General features: G+C 50.9%; 24 protein-coding genes and 1 tRNA gene. 22 read left to right on the top strand and 3 right to left on the bottom strand.

Annotated elements, in window-relative coordinates:
- The first annotated feature begins 45 nt into the window (after positions 1–45).
- The 5 genes from der to trmB all read left to right on the top strand — a co-directional run bounded on the left by der (position 46) and on the right by trmB (position 3,848).
- Positions 46–1,362: a ribosome biogenesis GTPase Der gene (der, locus tag OLM33_07050; protein MCW1713418.1), complete on the top strand. Its 1,317-nt coding sequence runs from the start codon at positions 46–48 to the stop codon at positions 1,360–1,362.
- Positions 1,363–1,460: 98 nt separating this feature from the next.
- A complete protein-coding gene (locus OLM33_07045; protein ID MCW1713417.1) occupies positions 1,461–1,751 on the top strand; it encodes an HU family DNA-binding protein in 291 nt (96 codons plus the stop codon).
- Between the two features lie 113 nt (positions 1,752–1,864).
- A tRNA-Pro gene (locus OLM33_07040) sits at positions 1,865–1,942 on the top strand.
- A 119-nt stretch (positions 1,943–2,061) separates the two neighbouring features.
- Positions 2,062–2,910, top strand: coding sequence for a 16S rRNA (adenine(1518)-N(6)/adenine(1519)-N(6))-dimethyltransferase RsmA (gene rsmA, locus OLM33_07035; protein ID MCW1713416.1), 849 nt, complete (start codon positions 2,062–2,064; stop codon positions 2,908–2,910).
- Positions 2,907–3,848: a tRNA (guanosine(46)-N7)-methyltransferase TrmB gene (trmB, locus tag OLM33_07030; GenBank protein MCW1713415.1), complete on the top strand. Its 942-nt coding sequence runs from the start codon at positions 2,907–2,909 to the stop codon at positions 3,846–3,848. The genes rsmA and trmB overlap by 4 nt, the downstream gene beginning before the upstream one ends.
- A 20-nt stretch (positions 3,849–3,868) precedes the next feature.
- Here trmB and OLM33_07025 read toward each other — a convergent pair whose 3' ends face one another.
- A complete protein-coding gene (locus OLM33_07025; GenBank protein ID MCW1713414.1) occupies positions 3,869–5,074 on the bottom strand; it encodes an MFS transporter in 1,206 nt (401 codons plus the stop codon).
- Positions 5,075–5,162: 88 nt separating this feature from the next.
- Here OLM33_07025 and OLM33_07020 point away from each other — a divergent pair, with 88 nt between their 5' ends.
- Positions 5,163–5,651 carry an RsmD family RNA methyltransferase gene (locus tag OLM33_07020; GenBank protein MCW1713413.1) on the top strand — a complete coding sequence of 163 codons (489 nt, stop codon included), beginning with the start codon at positions 5,163–5,165 and terminating at the stop codon, positions 5,649–5,651.
- A complete protein-coding gene (gene coaD / locus OLM33_07015) occupies positions 5,648–6,136 on the top strand; it encodes a pantetheine-phosphate adenylyltransferase (GenBank protein MCW1713412.1) in 489 nt (162 codons plus the stop codon). The genes OLM33_07020 and coaD overlap by 4 nt, the downstream gene beginning before the upstream one ends.
- Before the next feature lie 3 nt (positions 6,137–6,139).
- Here coaD and OLM33_07010 read toward each other — a convergent pair whose 3' ends face one another.
- Positions 6,140–6,565 (bottom strand): GNAT family N-acetyltransferase, encoded by a 426-nt coding sequence (locus OLM33_07010; GenBank protein ID MCW1713411.1) that lies wholly within the window; start codon positions 6,563–6,565, stop codon positions 6,140–6,142.
- A gap of 3 nt (positions 6,566–6,568) precedes the next feature.
- Positions 6,569–7,786, bottom strand: coding sequence for a nucleotidyltransferase family protein (locus OLM33_07005; protein ID MCW1713410.1), 1,218 nt, complete (start codon positions 7,784–7,786; stop codon positions 6,569–6,571).
- Between the two features lie 81 nt (positions 7,787–7,867).
- Here OLM33_07005 and OLM33_07000 point away from each other — a divergent pair, with 81 nt between their 5' ends.
- The 15 genes from OLM33_07000 to OLM33_06930 all read left to right on the top strand — a co-directional run bounded on the left by OLM33_07000 (position 7,868) and on the right by OLM33_06930 (position 20,946).
- Positions 7,868–9,064, top strand: coding sequence for an acetate kinase (locus tag OLM33_07000; protein MCW1713409.1), 1,197 nt, complete (start codon positions 7,868–7,870; stop codon positions 9,062–9,064).
- Entirely contained in the window at positions 9,027–9,665 is a 639-nt protein-coding gene (locus tag OLM33_06995) for a DUF177 domain-containing protein (GenBank protein MCW1713408.1), read from the top strand. Before OLM33_07000 ends, OLM33_06995 begins: the two co-directional genes overlap by 38 nt.
- A gap of 74 nt (positions 9,666–9,739) precedes the next feature.
- Entirely contained in the window at positions 9,740–9,946 is a 207-nt protein-coding gene (gene rpmF, locus OLM33_06990) for a 50S ribosomal protein L32 (protein ID MCW1713407.1), read from the top strand.
- A 224-nt stretch (positions 9,947–10,170) separates the two neighbouring features.
- Positions 10,171–10,740 (top strand): transcription factor FapR, encoded by a 570-nt coding sequence (fapR, locus tag OLM33_06985; protein ID MCW1713406.1) that lies wholly within the window; start codon positions 10,171–10,173, stop codon positions 10,738–10,740.
- Positions 10,741–10,754: 14 nt separating this feature from the next.
- Entirely contained in the window at positions 10,755–11,759 is a 1,005-nt protein-coding gene (plsX, locus tag OLM33_06980; GenBank protein MCW1713405.1) for a phosphate acyltransferase PlsX, read from the top strand.
- Entirely contained in the window at positions 11,756–12,721 is a 966-nt protein-coding gene (locus OLM33_06975) for a ketoacyl-ACP synthase III (protein ID MCW1713404.1), read from the top strand. The genes plsX and OLM33_06975 overlap by 4 nt, the downstream gene beginning before the upstream one ends.
- Before the next feature lie 12 nt (positions 12,722–12,733).
- Positions 12,734–13,681 carry an enoyl-[acyl-carrier-protein] reductase FabK gene (gene fabK, locus OLM33_06970; GenBank protein MCW1713403.1) on the top strand — a complete coding sequence of 316 codons (948 nt, stop codon included), beginning with the start codon at positions 12,734–12,736 and terminating at the stop codon, positions 13,679–13,681.
- Complete coding sequence (gene fabD / locus OLM33_06965; protein MCW1713402.1) at positions 13,681–14,628, top strand: ACP S-malonyltransferase; 948 nt, start codon at positions 13,681–13,683, stop codon at positions 14,626–14,628. Before fabK ends, fabD begins: the two co-directional genes overlap by 1 nt.
- Positions 14,628–15,368: a 3-oxoacyl-[acyl-carrier-protein] reductase gene (fabG, locus tag OLM33_06960; protein MCW1713401.1), complete on the top strand. Its 741-nt coding sequence runs from the start codon at positions 14,628–14,630 to the stop codon at positions 15,366–15,368. Before fabD ends, fabG begins: the two co-directional genes overlap by 1 nt.
- A 69-nt stretch (positions 15,369–15,437) precedes the next feature.
- Positions 15,438–15,683, top strand: a complete 246-nt coding sequence (gene acpP / locus OLM33_06955) for an acyl carrier protein (GenBank protein ID MCW1713400.1) — start codon at positions 15,438–15,440, stop codon at positions 15,681–15,683.
- A gap of 70 nt (positions 15,684–15,753) precedes the next feature.
- Positions 15,754–16,992, top strand: coding sequence for a beta-ketoacyl-ACP synthase II (gene fabF, locus OLM33_06950; GenBank protein ID MCW1713399.1), 1,239 nt, complete (start codon positions 15,754–15,756; stop codon positions 16,990–16,992).
- 1 nt (position 16,993) lies between these two features.
- The gene (rnc, locus tag OLM33_06945; GenBank protein ID MCW1713398.1) at positions 16,994–17,683 is read left to right on the top strand and encodes a ribonuclease III; all 690 of its coding nucleotides are present in this window, start codon (positions 16,994–16,996) and stop codon (positions 17,681–17,683) included.
- A 497-nt stretch (positions 17,684–18,180) separates the two neighbouring features.
- A complete protein-coding gene (gene pyrR, locus OLM33_06940) occupies positions 18,181–18,705 on the top strand; it encodes a bifunctional pyr operon transcriptional regulator/uracil phosphoribosyltransferase PyrR (GenBank protein MCW1713397.1) in 525 nt (174 codons plus the stop codon).
- Positions 18,686–19,642, top strand: a complete 957-nt coding sequence (locus OLM33_06935; protein ID MCW1713396.1) for an aspartate carbamoyltransferase catalytic subunit — start codon at positions 18,686–18,688, stop codon at positions 19,640–19,642. Before pyrR ends, OLM33_06935 begins: the two co-directional genes overlap by 20 nt.
- Complete coding sequence (locus OLM33_06930; protein MCW1713395.1) at positions 19,642–20,946, top strand: dihydroorotase; 1,305 nt, start codon at positions 19,642–19,644, stop codon at positions 20,944–20,946. Before OLM33_06935 ends, OLM33_06930 begins: the two co-directional genes overlap by 1 nt.
- Positions 20,947–21,006: the final 60 nt, after the last annotated feature.

The following is a 21,006-nucleotide window of genomic DNA, read 5'->3' as shown; positions in this document are numbered from 1 at the left end:
CATGGCATACCATGGCACCAGCCATATGCCGGCAAGGAGAACAAAATGGCAATAATCGCGATAGTAGGAAGGCCGAATGTCGGCAAATCATCCATATTCAACAGAATGGTCGGAAGGAGAGCCGCGATAGTAGACGATCAGCCCGGTGTAACACGGGACAGGATCTACGGTGAAGCCGAATGGGCCGGCAGAAAATTTTATGTCGTCGACACAGGAGGAATAATGTCCGAAGTCGACCACCCTTTCATGGATCTTATTGCGAAGCAGGTCGACCTTGCACTCGACGAGAGCAGAGCTGTCATTTTTGTGATCGACGGCCGGCAGGGGATAACCCCGATGGATCAGGACATAGCCATCAAGCTGAGGAAGGGCGGCAAACCTGTTATAGTTGCAATGAACAAACTCGACAATCAGAGACAGGAAGATGAGATGCTCTGCGAGGCATACTCGCTGGGGTTTGATGCGGTAATAGCAACGAGCGCAGAACACAACACCGGTTTCGATGATATCTTCGATGCCGTCGTGTCAATACTTCCGCCCGATGATTTCGAATCTGAGGAAGACGACATCAGGGTGGCGATAGTCGGAAGGCCAAACGTAGGAAAATCCAGCCTGCTTAATTCAATAGCGGGGGAGGAGCGTTCGATGGTCAGCGACATGGCAGGCACCACGCGCGATGTCGTAGACTCTCTCGTCGAGATCAGCGGGGTAAAGATGAGATTTCTCGACACAGCCGGCCTCAGGAGAAAGAGCAGGGTCAACACAGACCTGGAATATTACTCAAACGTCAGGACCTACCAGGCGATAGACAGATGTCATGTCGCACTAGTCCTCCTTGACGCACAGGACCCAGTCACCGAACAGGACAAAAGGCTGATAGGACAGGTGCTGGAAAGAGGCAAGGGGCTCATAATCGTTGTCAACAAGTGGGACCTTGCTCCGAAGGAAGAAAAGATCGGCGACAAGATGGCAGAGCTTCTGAAGGAAGAGCTGCCCTTTGCGTCGCATGCCCCAAGGATATTTATTTCTGCCCATTCGGGAAGGAGCATATCCAAGATCCCTGATCTTATTATGAAAGTAGAAGAAAACAGGAGAAGGAGGATACCTACCTCCGAACTTAACAGGCTCGTAAAGGAGACCCTTATCTTTGAAAGGATGCCCGGAGACGGGAAGGGGCACAGCCTCAAGATTTACTACTGCACGCAGGCGGACGGAGCACCCCCCGCGTTCATATTTTTTGTAAACGATCCGGAGCTTAGCACAAAATCATTCAGACGGCACCTTGAGAACTGCTTAAGATCAATGGCGGACTTTTCGGGAGTACCAATAAAGATTTTTATGCGAAACAGGGCTGAAAACTGACCTATTTACCCAAAAGTACTTGACCTGAGCGGATTTTATCGGTATAAATGCTAGTGAACTGCACTAGCAGTGTCAATCTTGTCAGGAGGTGGCAGAAGGTGACAAAAACAGATCTCGTCAACGCCGTAGCAAAGTCTGTCGAAGGAATCACTAAGAAGAAGGCCGCAGAAGTTGTAGACGCAGTATTTGCAGGCATCCACGGATCCCTTAAGAAGGAAGACAAGGTCCAGATCGTAGGATTCGGCACATTCGAAGTCCAGAAAAGAGCCGCGCGTCAGGGTCGTAATCCTCAGGATCCCAAAAAAGTCATCCAGATCCCTGCGAAGAAAGTCCCCGTCTTCCGTGCAGGCAAAGCCCTCAAAGAAGCGGTCAACAGCAAGAAGAAGTAGTATTTATATTTTTAGGTTTTTGATCAATGAAAAATCCCGACTGGATTGTTGGGATTTTTTTATTTGCGGCACTTGACCAAAAGCTTATCGCGGGTTATTATACTCCGTGCTTACGGGATGTAGCGCAGCCTGGCTAGCGTACCTGCATGGGGTGCAGGTGGTCGGAGGTTCAAATCCTCTCATCCCGACCAGAAGATACAGGGGTTTCCGTTTATCATGGAAGCCCCTTTGTTTTTGTCAGAATGGGTTTAAGATAAGCAGACTAATGTCATATGTATAGACCAATAATACAAAGTAAAGGAAATATGAGATGGTCAGGATACCTAACTTCATCCACAACACCGATATAGGACAAAATTTTCTCATCGACCGTTCTATCGTGGACTTTATGATCGGGAGGGCAAAGCTTACTCCTGAGGACAAAGTTCTTGAGATCGGGCCGGGGGAGGGCATACTCACAGAGGGGCTCCTCTCGACCGAATGCTCGGGAGTGTGTACTGTAGAACTGGATACGAGACTAAAGCACACTATAGATATGCTGGCCATAAAAGACAGCAGGCTCCATCCACTTTGGGGAGATGCAGTACAGTTCGATTACGAAAATAAACTGCCATGGATGCCCAACAGGGTGATAGCCAACCTGCCTTACCACATCACCACTCCGCTCCTCTGGGTATTTCTCGAAAAACTTGTCCCGCACGGACTTGATTACATGCTGCTGATGGTCCAGCTTGAATCGGCCCAAAGGATAACATCGCCCCACGGACATCGTGAACGCTCTCCTCTTGGCATAACAGTTGAAGCAATGGGGACATCAGCCATTCTTAGGAACGTCCCTCCATCTGCCTTCAGACCTCAGCCAAGGGTCAATTCATGCATTATAGAGATAAAAATCGAGAACAACAGTACACTCGCATGTGACAGGACATGGAGAGGTCTGCTGGCAAGGTCTTTCACACAGAGGAGAAAGACCCTGATAAACAACTGGATCTCCGGCTACACGGAAATAAACCGGGAAAAGGCAATAGAGATACTCGAAAGGAACGGCCTGAAAACAACTGCGAGGGCAGAGGAACTTCCGCTGGATGTCTGGCAGAATCTCTCAAGGGAACCCGAATTTTATCTCAGACCAAAGGCCCAAAGGGAGGAAAGAATATGACCTGGGAACTTCGCAGGATCATAGTAGATGAGAACATAGACCTGCCGGTCGATTGGAGATCAATGTCCCCGTCAGGCAGGGTCTTCGTTGAGATAGGGTTCGGGAACGGAGAGTTTCTCGAGTATCTGGCGAAGACATATCCGGATATCCTCATCGTAGGCATAGAGGTCTCACAGTGGTGTGTGGCAAAAGGAGCAAGAAGAACCCTTTCAGCAGGGCTTGATAATGTCCGCATCATGCACGGTGATGCACGTTTTCTTCTCCGAAACTGTTTCGCCCCCGAGTCTGCCGAGAGGGTCTACATGAATTTCCCCTGCCCCTGGCCGAAGACAAGGCATGCTTCAAGGAGGGTCACAGTGCCCCTTTTTGCAGACCTCATGGCATACCTGATCACACCGGGAGGATACTTTGAACTGGCGACCGATGTTGACTGGTATGCGCAGGAGACAGCCGAAACTTTTTTGTATTCGCCACATTTTGGAGCAGACCCTATCGAGAAAGACCCGAAGAGGCCCTATCTCACAAAGTATGAAAGAAAATGGAGGGCTATGGGAAAGAACACGTGGCGCCTGACTTTGCACAAAAGGGACACATATGCTGTGAAAAACATAGAAGATGAGAACTGGGCGACGGAAATGGAGTGTGAAAGCGAAATGAAACTTGAGGATCTGCTCGCGGGAATAAAGGACGCGGAAGGAAGAGGAGTGGGCGAAAAGGGACACTGGGTATTCAGGGAGACCTTCATTTCAGATTCCGGTGTGGGACTGATCCTTGTCATAACAACTGACGACGGTTTTGAACAGCATTTCTATCTGAAGGTGATACCGGGCAGCCGCGGTTATAAGATAAAGGTGGACTCGGTAGGACATCCATACAGGACACCCGCCATGCGCGCCGCCCTGCGCCATGCCCTTGACAGAGCCGAAGGAAGGATCTGAACTCCGTATTGTCTTTTACACTACAGCACTCTTTTTGACAGGATCATTTTTCCTGTATACCATGCTGTAACGGTCCAGGGGAGAAAGGCCACGATCTGAAGAGTCTTTTCCAATCCTATGATGTCAGCAGAGAAACCGACGGGTGTCGTAAAGAGGTTTGCAAGACCCCACGAGACACCCATTGCAAGAGAACTGGCAGAGCTGCGGGAAAAGGGACACTTTTTCTGCGCCATTGCAGTGGTTACAGAGGTGCTTGCCTGCAAAAAGGCGAAACCTACGATCAGTGCGGCAACAGAGAGGACTCCGCTCGTGTTGAGGCCCGTGATAAGAAAGATCGGTGATAAGCCCATCGTCCAGAGCATAACCTTCTCGTCGCCCCTCGAATCGGCGAGCCTGCCTCCGATTATGCCTGCCAACGTGCATGCCATTGTTATGCCAAAGAGGAGCATACCGCCTTTAGCGATGCTTCCTCCCTTCAGCACCACGAGCATGGGCAGAAATATCCTTATCCCCTGCAGTGTTGCATCCCTTACTGTCGCTGCAACGACTATGGAAGTGATCTTCTGCATAATGCCGCGCATATTCGAGAAAAATCCTCTGAATTCAGCCTTTTCTTTTGTAATGTTCTCAGCTTTTTGATCCGAAACGATCCTTTTCCAAATGTACATACATATGATGAAGCCAGGGATCAGAACGATCGGAAACATCTTTTTCCCGATAAGGGATGTCAGGAATACGACATAGACAGGGCCGACCGCGCTGCCGAAACTTCCGCATGCCGCGAAGAGCGCTATGAAAAGGGCAAGGTCATTGCTTCCGGCTGACGACCCCGCACGTCCGAGCCCCTGTGGGTGAAATGAGGCTGTACCCATGCTCATCAGTCCTACCAACAGGAAGGCGATCGCGTAATTGGGGGAAAGAGGCAAAAGACATGCTCCCGCGATGCTCAGCATCGGCGCCCATACTGCAAGCCAGGGTCTTTTCTGCCTGTCTGCTAAATATCCTGCTACCGGCTGGCCGAAAAGGTTCGTCAACCCGAAAACGGCATTCAAAAGTCCTGCCTGACTTAAAGTTATCGATATGGAATTGACAAGCATTGGTATAATTGTGGGTAAAGCTGTTGAGTGCATGTCATTTATGAAATGAAGGAAAGAAAAGCCGAGGAGGCTCTTTCTGTCGCTCTGTTCCTCTGGTGTCATTGAAGATTTTTCCATGTGCTGCGGCATAATTTGCCCTCCATGTTTGTATACACTTTTAATGTTCGCTATTATACTCTTTTTATGTCATGAATAGGTGAAGCAGGGTGGAACTGATATGAAAGAAATGAGACCTACCACGGGCAAGGTCATGCAGGCATTGTTCAACATACTTGGTCCTCTGAGGGGCAAAAGCTTTCTTGATCTTTTTTCAGGCACCGGACAGATAGCTCTCAATGCATATAAAAGGGACGCGGCTCCGGTCTGTCTGGTTGAATCGGAGAGAAAGCGCTTTGGCGATATAGTTAAAACCATGCCTGAGGATGTAAAATGTCATTGCATGGATGTCAGAAGGGTTTTATCAAAATTTGAAAGGAACGGGGAGTCGTTTGACATCATCTTTGCCGATCCGCCATACGGACTGGGCTGGGGAACCGAACTCCCCAAACTTATTCATAAACACAGCGAAGTCCTCTCTCCCGGCGGAACGCTGATCTTCGAACACTCCGAAAAAGAAGATGCAGATGATATTCCGGGCTGGAAGAGGGAGGAGAGAACTTACGGCGGCACAGTTCTCACATTCTACAGAAGGAGTGTTGACCAATGATAAGGGCCGTTTATCCCGGATCTTTCGACCCGATAACCAACGGGCATATTTATATTGCCGAAAGAGGGGCAGCCCTCTTTGATGAGCTTGTCGTGGCAGTCCTCGTAAATCCCGAAAAGAGATCGACTTTCAGCGAGGAAGAGAGGCAGATCATGGCCAGAGAGGCACTGGTCCACCTTCCGAACGTCAAGGTGAAGTTTTTCGAAGGGCTTTTGGTAGATTTTATGAGGCAGGAACAGAGCAGGATAATAATCAGAGGCCTTCGCGCACTTTCTGACTTTGAATATGAATTCCAGCTCGCGCAGATGAACAGGCAGCTGGCTCCTGAGATAGAGACCTTCTTCATCGTTACAGACGCCAAGTATTCTTATCTTTCAAGCAGAGGGATCAAGGATGCCTTCCAGTTCGGAGGTGCGATAAAGGACATGGTCCCGCCCGGTGTATTCAGGCGCCTGAGGGAGCGTATACCCCCGCGCAACGTATAGTCGTCACCTGTCCTTCGGACGTGGGTTTCGGATCTCCATGAAATCCAGCGGACGGGAAATGACTTTGAATCCGCATTTTTCGTAAAGCCCGTGCGCGTCCCCTGTGACAAGAAGCCACTGGTAGACGTCGGCAAGGTCGGGATGGTCCATGACAAGCTTCACCATTTGACGGCAGATGCCTTTTTGCCTGAACTCCACGTCAACATAAAAGTCTGTCAGGTATGCAAATCTTGTTTTGTCTGAGATAACACGGCCATAAGCTATCTGTCTGCCGTCTTCGGAAAAAGCTCCGATCACAAGGGCAGAATTTGCCGCCGCTTTTTTCATCTCACCCGCCTTTATGCCGAGGGACCAGTATGCCTGCGAGAGCATATCTGCCACCCTTTCAAAATCCATCGATGTCATCCCACATTTGTATACGATGCCCATATATTATTCCCCGCTTATAATGATCTTTCTGGAATGTTCCCTTCCGAATTCTCCCTCAGTCACGAGCTGCTCCCATATCTCGGATCCTATGAGTTCATAGTTCATGACTTTTGACGCGGCATCAGATATTGAAGAAGCGGCGCCGCACCTTGTGATAACGGGCAAAGATGCTGTCTTCCTCATGCGCCTCAGCATTTTTCTGCCTTTTTCGTTCATTCCCAGCACTCTTATGTAGGGCGGCCCTATCCTTTGGAATGCCCTGTTCGTCCAATGTTCGAGGCCGATAAGTATGTGAATGCCATGCCTCTGTATCCGCCCCAGCGGATATCTCCTGCTGGTGCACGCCTTCCCCCACTCGGTGAAGGATGAGCTCACTATAGCTTTTTCTCTCAGCAGGTACTCTATGCCCTCTCCTATCTCTGCGTAATTTGAGATCTCTTCGGGTGACATTGATACGAGTTTGGAGCGGAGAATATTCCACAGCTTTCCTTCGTCGGTGCAGGTCCGTCCTTTTCCGATCGCCTCATTTAATATCCCTGCTGAAAAATCAGGGAGCTGCGAGAGGGCTTCCGAGACTTTTCCTTTTGAAATAGCTTTCCTTACAGCAGTTGCGCTTGAAAATTCGGCAAGCTCATTTTCGTGATATCCTGCACCAAGCCTCTTTACCGGAACGGCATCTATTTCCCAATTTTGTTTCTTTATCCTGAGCATGTATGATAGTGCAAGGGAATTATTCGAACCTTTCAGCTTTTCGGCTGTTCCGGGGATCATACGGTCAAGAGCCGCGGCCCTCGATTCAACAAAAGAAAAGCCTTTGTCAAGTTCTTCTTTTAAACAAAACTTGAAAGGTTCCGGTTCTTCGATTAGAATATCTAAGATTTTGTCCATTTGCCAGTCGGGGGATTCCAACCCAAAGGAAATGTGTGTTACGATGCCTGTCATTGCCAGGATGTCGACGGCGGCATTTGCGAATACTCCTGCGTTGTGGGCAGAAAAGACGAGAGGAAGCTCAAGCACCAGGTCAGCTCCGCATCCAAGGGCGGCCTTTGTCCTCTCCCACTTTGAGATCAGGGCAGGTTCTCCTCTTTGGACAAAGTTTGAGGAGAGCACGACTATGATGCCCTCGGCACCGGAGAGTGTGCGGGCCTGGTCCATATGATGCCTGTGTCCGTGGTGGAGCGGGTTATATTCGGCAACTATCCCTGTTATGGGAGTATGCATATATTCAATCACCGTCCTCTTATGGTAAGAATACCACAAAGGTGCGGGGATAATCAGAATAAGGGAGGCAATCTCATTCTAATGAAAATTCTAGTTCTTAACTGCGGAAGTTCTTCTTTCAAGTATCAGCTTATCGACATGGACGGTGAAGCTGTCCTTGCCAAGGGGCTTGTTGAGCGCATCGGCATTGACGGCTCAAAGATCAAACATACGAAAACAGGGAAAGACCCGGTGTCCCGTGAAGTTGATTTCCCGAACCATACAGTAGCGATCAAGTATGTACTTGAAATGCTCATCGATCCCGAACATGGTGTTATAAAAGACCTGAGCGAGCTTTCGGCGGCAGGACACAGGATGGTCCACGGCGGAGAGAAGTTCACGTCGTCAGTGCTTGTCACACCCGAAGTCATCAAGGCAATAGAAGAAGTTATCCATCTTGCGCCACTCCACAACCCGGCGAACCTTCAGGGTGTCCGTGCTCTCATGGAAGTCCTCCCGGGGACACCGAACGTAGTCGTCTTTGACACAGCCTTCCATCAGTCAATGCCCCCGAAGGCCTTTACATACGGCATTCCTTACAGCTATTACGAGGAAGACAGGGTGCGCCGCTATGGCTTCCACGGCACCAGCCATTACTACGTAGCCAACAGGGCAGCCGAGATACTGGGAAGGCCGGTTGAGGAACTCAAGACAGTTACATGTCACCTCGGAAACGGAAGCTCCATCACTGCTGTTGACGGCGGACAATCGGTAGATACGAGCCTCGGCTACGGTACGGCTGAAGGAGTTCTTATGGGGACACGCAGCGGAAATCTGGACCCGTCGGTAATGCTCTACCTGATGGAGAAGCATGGTGACGTAAAGACGGTAAGCGACATAGTCCACAAAAAGAGCGGCCTTCAGGGCGTCTCCGGCATATCAAGCGACCTCCGCGATGTTGAGGAAGCCGCTGAGAAGGGTGACGAACGCGCTAAGCTTGCGCAGGAAATGCTCATCTACCATGTCAAGAAGTATATCGGTTCTTATGCTGCCGCGATGGGCGGAATAGATGTACTGGTCTTCACTGCAGGCATAGGGGAAAACGGAGTTTCGTTCCGTGAAGAGGTTTGCAGGGGCTTGGAATTCATGGGAGTGAAGATCGACCCCGCGAAGAACAAGGTCCGCGGGAAAGAGGTCATTTTCAGCACCCCGGATTCAAGGGTAGCGGTAATGGTCGTTCCGACAGACGAGGAAATGGTCATTGCAAGGGATACCAAACGCTGCTGCGAGGCCAGATGACCGGAGAATAATGGCTGAGCATATCGAAGCCGCGCCCAACAGCTGGCATCACAGGCTTGTCATCCCGGCTGTCCCGAAGGACGGCACTCCTTTTACGGAAAGTTTTTTTGTTTCGGCTGACAGGAAGATCAGTTATTGGGGACAGCTTTACTCCGTGGAGGGCCCCCTTGAGGTCAAAGTTGAGGCTTACAGGACGGAAGGCCGGATAATCACCTCCATATCGGTATCCGGAAGGTTGAATGTACCATGTTCAAGATGTCTTGAACCTGCGGGGGTTGCAATTGAGGGAGAATTAAGGTATCTTTTCTCACTGGACAAAGAAGAGGACAAAAGAGCCGAACCGGATTTTGAAGCAGACGGAGACGAAGAGGTCATGATCCTTGACTCATGGGAGGATGAGATAGACCTTGGCCCTCTGATCTGGGAGGTCCTGATAACGCTTCTTCCGTCCGCACCTGTCTGCTCGCAGGAGTGCAGGGGACTCTGTCCCAAATGCGGAGCCGATCTCAATAAGTCGTCATGCTCCTGTACTGATGACGAGGGCGATCCGCGCTTTGAAGTACTCAGATCTTTAGTGCAGAAAGACCGGGAAAATAACTGACTGCATAAAAAGTAAAAAAGTGATAGAATTGCACAGGCGACATTTTCGCTGAAGATTTAAGGGGGGAACAAATTATGGCAACTCCAAAAAGGCGAGTATCCCACTCACGTACACACAACCGCAAGGCACAGTGGCTAGGTGCTCTTTCAGGACCAAGTCTCACGGCCTGCACCCATTGCGGCGAGATGATAGAAACATACAAAGCCTGCCCTGCATGCGGTTACTACAAGGGACGCCAGGTTATAAAGGTTTCAGAAGCCTCTGCAGCCGCTAAGGATTAATGGAACGAAATCTGAAAGATCCGGAGCAAAGGGTCATCCCTTTTGCTCCGGATCTTATATTATGGCCCCTTGTCATAAGTCATGGTAAGGCTGATGGCCATTGGCTTACCGTGCCTTTAAAAAAATGTTGTACCCGTGATTTGTTATTGACAACTTTCAATTTCTGTAATATCTTGTCTGGTGTTATGACCTGCTAACAATTACTTTTGCCGGGAGATGCCTTAATGCGCTCAGAACTTAAGAAGCAGAGGCACAAACAGCTGATAGAGCTCATATCGACCAACCCACTCATGACTGACGAAGAGATAGCCGTCTCCCTTGGAGTGAGTATGAGTACCGTGCGTCTTGACCGCGGGATCCTCTCCATTCCTGAGCTGAGGGAGAGGATGCGTACCATGGCCGAGCAGGCAACAAGCAGGCTCAAATCTTTAAGAGCTGAAGAAGTCGTAGGCGAACTTATTGAACTTGAGCCCGATGGGTGGGCCCTCTCTGTCCTGAACACGACCAGGGACATGGCGTTCAGGCATACCAATCTTGTTGGTGATTACTATATATACGCCCAGGCTGCGACTCTTGCTATCGCAACCATAGACAGGGAAATGGTCGTGGTCGGCTCTGCAAGGCTAAGGTACCGGCGCGCGGCTTTTGTAGGTGAAAGGATATTTGCCAGGTCAAAAGTGGGGACCCACAAAGGTGACAAATACGTTGTCAGTGTTCATACGCGTGTTGCTGACAGGGAAGTATTCGTCGGAAGATTCGTAGTAGTTGCAAAAAATTCTGAAGAACTGGCATAGATGGGGGAAAAGAGATGCTGATAGCACTTGATGCAATGGGAGGGGACCATGCTCCGTTAGAGCCGTGCAACGGAGCGATACTTGCCTGCCGCGAACAGCCGCACCTTTCCGTTGCGCTGATAGGTGACAGCGAAAAAATAAAACCAATTATTGAAAAGGCAGAAAAAAACGTCCGCTCCAGGCTGAACATAGTTCCGGCGGATGAAGTGATAAACGGGGGAGACTCTCCCTCGATCTCCATAAGAAGAAAAAAGAATTCAAGCCTTGTAATAGGGTTTGAAATGGTAAGGTCCGGAGAGGCAGCCGGCATAGTATCATCAGGCAACACGGGAGCAATAGCCGCCGGGGGAGTGATCCTCCTCGGACGCATACCCGGCATTGACAGGCCCGGACTTGGTGCAATGCTCCCTGTGCTTAACAGGCCTACCCTCCTGATGGATGTGGGGGGTACCGTCAGATGCAAACCAATAAACCTTTTTCAGTTTGCACAGATGGGGTCCATTTACATGAAGCTGTTCAGGAATGTTGAAAACCCCTCTGTAAGGCTGCTCAACATGGGAGAGGAGCTTACAAAGGGAGACGATGTCATATCTGCTGCAAGACAGCTGATAGAGAACAGTGATCTGAATTACCAGGGATTTGCCGAGGCGAACGACATACCGAACGGCGTATCTGACGTTATCGTCTGCGACGGCTTTACCGGCAACGTTGTCATTAAATTCGGGGAAGGCCTTGGTGAACTGCTTAAGAACCAGTTCAAGGAAGAGTATGTCAACCATCTGCTGCCCAAGGTAGGGCTCCTCTTTATGTGGCCAGCCATGAAAAGGGTGCTTGGAAGGTTTGACTGGGAAAAAGCCGGCGGATCTCCCGTGCTTGGCGTGAACGGTACGGTCATAAAGGTACACGGCCGTTCCAAGAGAAAGGCAATATCATATGCCATACTGAGCGCGGCGAATTTTGTAGAACATAACGGAGTTGGAAGGATCAGAGAAGAAATAGCCAGGGGTGGTGCAGAATGATCAAATACACGGGCAGGAAAACAAAAATACTGGGGACCAGCAAATATATCCCGGAAAAAATCATGACGAACAAGGATTTCGAAAAAATCGTCGAGACCAACGACCAGTGGATCGTCGAGAGGACCGGCATAAGCAAGAGACACTTTGCCGTTGAAGGAGAAAAATGCAGCGACCTTGCATACAGGGCTGCGGTACTTGCCCTTGAGGATGCAGGATTGACGGCAGATCAGCTGGACATGGTCCTTGTCGGGACAAATTCGCCCGACACGGTATTTCCGAGCGTCTCCTGCAAGGTCCAGGGAATGATTGGGGCTGTTAATGCCGGAGCGATAGACATCCAGGCCGGATGCACGGGAAGCCTCACCGCACTTTCAGTGGCGGCATCAGGAATATCGAGCGGGATATGGGACAAAGTCCTTGTTATCGGTGCTGAGGTTTTCAGAGACATAATAGACTGGACAGACAGGGGGACCTGCATCCTCTTTGGTGATGGTGCCGGGGCATGTGTGGTGGGAGCTGCCGAGGGTGATGGCGGGTTTACATCCACCCGGCTGCTGGCCGACGGCACCGGACACGAGATGATAAGGCTTGAAAGCGATGAAGACCATATCATGCCGATCGTTAAGATGAAGGGCAACGAGGTCTTCAAGTTTGTAAATACAGTAATGCCTAAATTCATAAAGGGATTCTGCCAGGATTCGGGTCTGACGCCGGAAGAGATCGACTTCTGGATCTTCCACCAGGCCAATACGAGGATAATCGACGGAGTTTTCAAGAGGCTTAACGTATCACAGGAAAAGACGCTCATAAACCTCCCCGAGTATGGCAACACGTCCGCGGCATCGCTGATGATAACGCTTCACGAGGCTATGGGGTCCGGCAGGATAAAGGACGGAGACAAAGTGTGCTTCGTTGCCTTTGGCGCAGGCATGACTCTCGGAGCCCTGCTTTACCAGGCATAGAGGGAAGATAAAATGTTTGAACACAACCGTGTTACGCAACTTTTAAAAATAAAATACCCTGTGATCCAGGGCGGAATGGCATGGGTGGCTGATGCGGACCTCGCCGCGGCTGTGAGCAATGCGGGAGGGCTTGGAGTCATTGCCGCCGCAAGCATGCCGCCTGAACTTCTGGAACAACAGATCGTCAAGATAAGAAAATTGACGGACAAACCATTCGCAATGAACATAATGCTGCTTTCTCCGACAGCCGACGATGCGCTTGAGATCGCTGCCCAGTACAGAGTGCCTGTCGTGACGACCGGTGCGGGTATGCCCGGCAAAGTGCTTGACAGGCTTAAGCCTCTCGGGACTGTGGTGGTGCCTGTAATTGCATCCACAGCTCATGCTGAAAGAGTGTCAAAGCAGGGGGCTGATGCTGTAGTGGCTGAAGGAACTGAGGCCGGCGGACACATAGGCGAGATCACCACGATGAACCTTGTACCTCAGGTCACAGATGTCATTTCGATACCTGTGATCGCTGCAGGCGGGATCGCCGACGGAAGAGGAATGGCAGCTGCATTTGCGCTTGGGGCAGAGGGAGTCCAGGTAGGCACCCGCTTCGTATGTGCTGCCGAGTCCAATGTCCACATCAATTACAAAGAAAAAATTATTGAGTCCAACGACAGAGCTACCGTGGTGACCGGCAGGTCCACAGGCCATCCCGTGAGGGGCCTCAAGAATAAACTCTCCAAAGAGTTCGAGGAGTTGGAAAAAAGGGGCGCTTCGGTAGAAGAGCTCGAGAAACTTGGCACAGGCAAACTGAGGCTTGCTGTCGTTGAGGGGGATACAAAATGGGGCTCGCTGATGGCAGGACAATCTGCCGGCCTTGTCAGAAAAATTGAGCCCGCTGCGGCGATCATAGAGGACATCATCAATGGCGCGGCGGCGGAGATCGAAAGATTGAAGAGGTTTGCTGACTGATGAAATATTCTCTCATATTCCCGGGACAGGGTGCACAGAGACCCGGCATGGGCAAGGAGCTTTACGACAAATTCGATGCATCGAGGATGGTTTTTGAAGAGGCGGACGAGGCGCTGGGATTCAAAATCAGCGACCTCATATTCAACGGCACCAAGGAAGACCTGATGAAGACCGCGATAACCCAGCCGGCTATCCTCACAGTGAGTATAGCTGCATTGAGAGGTCTTGAGAGCGCTTACGGAAAAAAACTTGAACCATATCTTGCCGCAGGCCACAGCCTCGGAGAATACACCTCACTTGTTGCAACAGGGGCGATAAGCCTCTCTGACGGAGTAAGACTGGTCCATCTCAGGGGAACTCTGATGCAGGAGGCTGTTCCTCTTGGAGTGGGCGCAATGTCTGCCATCGTAGGGATGAACATGGAGGAAGTTGTCGGGTTTTGCAACGAAGCTGCGCAGGGTGAGATATGTGAAGCTGCCAACATAAATTCGCAGGAACAGATAGTCATCTCAGGACACAAAACCGCAGTGGACAGGGCCTCGTCCGCAATAGAAGCGACAGGCAGGGCAAAGGTGCTTCCTCTCAGGGTAAGTGCACCCTTCCACTGCGAACTTATGCGTCCCGTAGGATCAAAACTCAGGGATGAATTTGAGAACATCAGCTGGAATGTTCCCTGCTGTCCGATAGTGACAAATGCGGCAGCAAAGGCTGTACAGGATGTGGGAACTCTCAAAGAGGCCCTTTACATGCAGACATTTTCACCTGTGCTATGGATGCAGAGCGTTATAGAGATGGAAAACAAGGGGACCGAGGGATATATTGAACTTGGCCCCGGCAGTGTCCTTTCAGGTCTGATAAGAAAAATATCAAAGAACAAGAGGCCCTTCCCGGTCTCGGGCCCCGAGGAACTTGATGCGGCACTTGAGTTTTTGAAAGGGGGAATTTGATGCAGAAGGAAAAGATCGCCCTTGTAACAGGCGGCGGCAGGGGCATTGGCAGGGAAACAGCCCTTGAACTGGCCAGAAAGGGATGTTCGGTCGCAGTAAACTACAGCAGGTCAGAAAAAGCTGCCCGGGAGACAGTTGCTGAGATCGAAGCCATCGGACGAAGAGCATTTGCCTTTAAGGCCGATGTATCATCGGCAGCTGAGGTGAAAGAGATGTTTACGGCAGTTGCCTCCAAGCTGGGACCCGTAGAAATACTCGTGTGCAATGCGGGCATCACCAGGGACAATCTTCTGATGAGGATGAAGGACGAAGATTGGAACGATGTGATTACGGCAGACCTCTCATCGCTGTTTTACTGTGCCAGAGAGGCTCTTCGCCCGATGCTGAAGGCCAGGTGGGGCAGGATAATAGCGATAAGTTCCGTTACTGGGCTTGTCGGAAATCCCGGCCAGTGCAATTATGCAGCTGCCAAGGCAGGAATGACAGGTTTTATCAAGAGTCTTGCAAGAGAAGTTGGTTCAAGGGGAATAACGGCAAATGCCGTTGCGCCCGGCTACATAGATACAGACATGACATCGGTGCTTCCGCCGGAGATCAGGGAAACCATGCTGAAAAATATCCCCTCCGGAAGGACAGGTACCCCGTCTGATATAGCTAAAGCAGTTGCTTTTCTGGCTTCTGACGATTCAGAGTATATACAGGGGCAGGTCATAGCCGTTGACGGCGGAATGACTATGTAAGAGGAAGCACCGTAAAGAGAAAAATCAGTGCAGGAAGAGAATAATTGGAAGGAGGTGAACTGTATGAAATTGGAAGAAGTACAGGCAAAACTTAAGGAGATCGTAATGGACCGCCTTAACGCGGAAGAAGAGCAGATCAAGCCGGAAGCGTCATTTGTCGAAGATCTCGGCGCTGACTCCCTCGATATCGTTGAGCTCATCATGGGCATCGAAGAGGAATTTGACATCGAGATCCCTGATGAAGACGCAGAAAAACTCACCACAGTCGGCGAGGCTATGAACTATGTTAAAGCCAAGCTGGGAGTGGAAGGCTAGGTCAGTAAATGAATCTTTTTAGGAGGGGCTGCATAAGGCCGGTCCCTCCTATCTTCACGGAGGAAAATCAATGAGAAGAGTAGTGATCACAGGAGTGGGTGCAGTTACGCCCATTGGAATCGGCAAAGAGGAGTACTGGAAGGCTCTTGAGGAGGGCAAAAACGGTGTCGGCCTCATTTCCCTTTTCGATACTTCCCAACACAGCGTAAAAATTGGCGCGGAAATAAGGGATTTTGACCCTGAAAGGTGGCTTGACAAAAAAGAAGTGCGCCGCACAGACAGGATACTGCACCTCTCAACTGCCGCGACTGACCTTGCTGTAAAGGACGCCGGCCTTGATCTTGGATCCCTGGATAAGGAATTGTTCGGTGTCTACATGGGAAGCGGAGTCGGCGGCATCGGAACGATCGACGACAGCTTCACCACCCTTTTTGAGAAAGGCCCAAACAGGGTGAGCCCCTTCATGGTACCGATGATGATAGCAAATATGCCAGCTGCCTATGCAGCGATAAGGTATGGGGCAAAAGGCCCGAATATGGCTGTTGTCACAGCATGCGCTTCCGCTACAAACAGCATAGGAGAGGCTTACTACTGCATACAGCGCGGAGATGCTGACGTGATGATCTCAGGGGGAGCGGAGGCTGCGATAACTTCGATAGCAACTGCTGGGTTTGCGTCGCTTAAAGCTCTCTCCACCAGAAACGATGATCCGGAGCATGCGTCCAGGCCCTTTGATTCAGGCCGGGACGGTTTTGTAATGGGCGAAGGTTCCGGAGTGCTGATACTCGAGGAACTGGAGCATGCAAAAAAACGAGGTGCTCACATTTACGCTGAGATAACGGGATACGGAAATACCTGTGACGCATATCACATAACCGCACCGGATCCGGAAGGAGACGGAGCATACCGTTCAATGGCCATGGCCATGAGAAATGCCGGATGGGTACCTGACGAGGTCGATCTGATCAATGCACACGGAACATCCACTCCGCTGAACGATAAAATGGAGACCGCGGCGATCAAGAGGCTCCTCGGTGAACATGCAGACAAAGTGATGGTACAGTCCACTAAGTCAATGATAGGCCATCTCCTCGGTGCAGCAGGCGCTGTAGAGACTATAGCTGCAATTTTGGCAATCGAGGAAGGGATAGTCCATCCGACGATCAATCAGTTCGATCCGGATCCCGAATGCGATCTCAACACAGTACCGAACAAGGCTGTAAGAGCAAGGGTCGACAAAGTCCTGATAAACAATTTCGGTTTTGGGGGCCACAACGGAGTACTTGCGATCGAACGCATCAAAGACTGATATGAAAAGCTCCAACAGTGAGAAACCGGCAGAAGAGATCCAAAAAAAGATAGGTTACATCTTCATGAAGAAAGATCTTCTCAGAGAAGCCCTGACCCATTCGTCTTACGCAAATGAGTCGGGATCGCTGTCTCATAACGAGAGGATCGAATTTCTGGGAGATGCTGTGCTCGAACTGACCGTCTCAGACCTTCTTTACAAAAAATACAAAGAACTGGATGAGGGACAGCTCACCAGGATACGCTCACAGATAGTCTGTGAAAAAAAACTGTACGAATGGGCCCTTGCTGTCGGACTTCATGGCGCGATCAGACTCGGCAGAAGCCTGATAAAGAAGGGCCCAACACCTGCAATGGCTGCGGATGCAGCGGAATCGCTCTTCGGAGCCGTCTTCCTTGACGGAGGCTATAGTGCGGCGCTATCACTGGCAAAAGCCTACCTTGATTTTCACAGCAATGAACTCTCTCCTGACAGACAGGACACCAAGACACTCCTGCAGGAGACCCTGCAGGCAATGGGGAGGGGCGTTCCCTACTACAAAACAGTGGAACGCACAGGTCCCGACCATTCGCTGAAATTCAAAGTTGAGGTAACGATCGGAGACGAACTGCTCGCCGAAGCCTGGGGAAGCACGATAAAAGAGGCCGAATTCGAGGCCGCCGGAGCCGCGCTCGAAAAGATACGAGGGTAACAAGGCGGTATATGGCCTTAAAGGCTCACTTCCACATGTATGTTTTAAACCCCAAATATTATTGACAAATATATCATCCCTGATCCATCAGGTCTTCATTGTGTCCTGATACTGCACTGCAAGCTAAACTATCGCTCTCTGATATCTTTCTGATATCCTCCCATAGGCTTAAGGCCGGATTCCTCAGTTATTTGTCCGCAAAGGACCGGTTTCACGCGCTCCTATGATTTATGGAAGAAGAGCATGATGGATAGTGATAAAAATTTTTGCAACCGATTGCATAAAAATTAAAAAGGAGTTATAATACCCCGAGTCCAGCATAGGGAGGGGAAGCTAATGAGAACAGAAAGAACATCGTCAATATCTCTTCAGCCCTCCCGCAGGCATATTATGCCGCTTTTGAGGAGTATTCTTTAAGATCGCCCAGTGAGGCGGTCTTTTTTTATTTACAAAAAGGAGGGGTAAAATTGACAGTTTTAAGAGAAAAGGCGAAGCTGATGAATTCCGATGACCTCAACAGGGTAATAAAGAGGATCGCGCACGAGATGGTCGAACAGAACAAGGGTACAGAAAATATGATCCTTGTGGGTATCCACAGAAGGGGAGTTTACCTTGCGCGCCGACTGCAGAAGATAATCGAGGAAGTGGAGGGTACGAAAGTGCCCTGCGGTGAACTTGACATCACCCTGTACAGGGATGACCTGACGATGCTCTTCGAACAGCCGATGGTACACAGCACGAGGATGCCTCAGGACATTTCGGGCAAGAATATTTTCCTCGTAGACGACGTCCTTTACACGGGCAGGACTGTCCGGGCGGCACTGGAGGCCCTGGTCGATCTTGGACGCCCCTCTTCTGTCAAGCTTGCGGTGATAATCGACAGGGGACACAGGGAGCTTCCCATACATGCCGACATGTGCGGCAAGAACGTGCCGACATCAAAGAACGAAGTTATCGAGGTGAAAGTAACGGAGCTTGACGGAAAGGACGAGGTGGTTATCTGTGAACGCGACGCCCAGTGAGATCGGACAGATAGTCTGGCGTCACAGAAATGTGATCGATGTAGACTGCTTTACAAGGGAGGAACTATACTTCCTGCTTGACCAGGCCCGCCACATGGAGAACGTCATGGACAGGCCGATAAAAAAGGTCCCCGTACTCAGGGGCAAGATGGCAGTCAATCTCTTCTTTGAGAACTCGACGAGGACAAGGGTCTCATTTGAGCTTGCAGAGAAAATGCTTTCCGCCGACGTGGTCAACTGGTCTGTATCAGGTTCGAGCCATGCGAAGGGCGAAACTATGAGGGATACGGCCTGGACCCTTGAAGCAATGGGAGCAGATATTGTTGTAATGAGGCATGGAGCTGTGGGCGCGGCCCAGTACCTGGCCTCAAAGCTGAAGAGGGCAATAGTCCTGAACGCCGGCGACGGCACACATGCACACCCTACACAGGCTCTCCTTGATCTCTACACCGCGTGGAAACACCTGGGCAGTCTCGAGGGCAAAAAGATAGCGCTGGTGGGAGACGTTCTCCACAGCCGGGTGGCAAGGAGCGATGTCATAGCATTTAAAACGATAGGCTGCGATGTCGTGCTTTCCGGTCCGCCTACGATGATGCCCAGGGAGATCGCCTCTCTTGGCTGCAGGTATGAAAAAGACCCGAGAAAGGCAGTTCAGGATGCGGACATGGTATACCTCCTGAGGATACAGAAGGAGCGCCAGCAGGACGGGCTTTTCCCCTCGGTGGACGAATATCACCGCTGGTGGGGGGCCGACGGCGAACTTATGAAGTATGCCAGACCGGGGGCACTTGCAATGCATCCCGGGCCGATCAACAGGGGAGTTGAAATTGCCTCCGAAGTTGCGGACGGACATCAGAGCGTAATACTGGAGCAGGTGCGGTCAGGCGTTGCCATACGCATGGCTTTGCTCTATCTCTGCGGAGGGGGCGCAAGATAATGGGGAAAATATTGTTCAAAGATTTTAAGATCTTCAGCGGGACAGAATTCATAGATGCACATGAACTGCTGGTTGACGGAGAAAGGATATCAGCGGTCGGCAGCGGACTTGACGGCACAGATGCCGAGGTGATAGAAGGATACGGGAAGATACTCTCGCCCGGTTTTGTAGATCTTCACGCCCACTTCAGGGATCCGGGCGGGGAATGGAATGAGGATATCGCATCAGGGGCAAAGGCGGGAGCTGCCGGAGGCTTTACCACTCTTGTGGCAATGCCCAACACAAAACCCGCAATATCGGAACCCTCCCTTGTGGAGTATGTGCTCAGTCACGGAAAGGCCGCGGGTGCTTCCAGGATCCTTCCCTCTGGATGCGTAAGCAAGAACAGGGAAGGTAAGGAGATGGCCGAGCTTCTTAAGATGGCGGACGCCGGAGCGGTATTTTTCACCGACGACGGGGCCCCCATAGCAACAAGCTCGCTATTCCGCCTTGCGCTCATGTATACCGGCAAAGACCAGCCGAGGATCATGGAACATCCCGAGGAGATAAGCCTGTTCAAGGGAGGGCAGGTCCATGAGGGCAGGGTCAGCGCACTCAGCGGACTCAAGGGTATCCCTGCGGCTTCTGAGGAGATAGATGTCGCCAGAGGAATCGCACTTGCAAGGGAAACGGGAGGAAGGGTCCACTTTACGCACCTCAGCAGCGCCGGAGCGGTCGGGCTTATCAGACAGGCGAAAAAGGAAGGTCTTGACATAACCTGTGATACGACATTCCATCATCTGACGCTCAACGAGAACGCGGTCATCAACAGCGGTTATAATTCAAGGTACAAGGTCAACCCTCCACTCAGGAGCAAAGAGGATCAGGCAGCGCTCTGGGAGGGTCTGCTCGATGATACGATCGATGCCATAGTTACAGACCATGCACCCTGGCACATGGATGAGAAGGACGAACCCTTCCAGGAGGCTCCCTTCGGCATCGCGTCGCTTGAATGCGCAGCGGCGGTGCTTATAGATTTCAAAAACAAGAACTATCCCGATGTCCCGATCGGGCTTATACTGAAAAAAATGACCAGCTCTCCGGCATCCCTACTTCCTGAAAAATGGCATTCCCTTGGCAGGATCGAAGAGGGGGCATTTGCGGACTTGACGGTCATCGACATGGAGAGGACAAGGATAGTCGACTGCAACGAATGGTACAGCAAGGCAAGGTGCTGTCCGTGGGAAGGGATCGCACTCAGCGGCTGGCCGGTAATGACCTTCGCCGAAGGCAGGAAGATCTGGCAGGACAACGAAGAACTGTAGAAGCTGACCCGGCAGAAAGGCATCGTGGAGTATAGATGCGGGGGCATCTTAAAGTTTGTC

The sequence above is a fragment of the Synergistaceae bacterium DZ-S4 genome, assembly GCA_025943965.1.
GTDB lineage: Bacteria > Synergistota > Synergistia > Synergistales > Synergistaceae > Caenicola > Caenicola nitritireducens.
The sequence above is the reverse complement of the archived record's forward strand: the minus strand, read 5'-3'. Positions and strand labels throughout refer to the sequence as shown.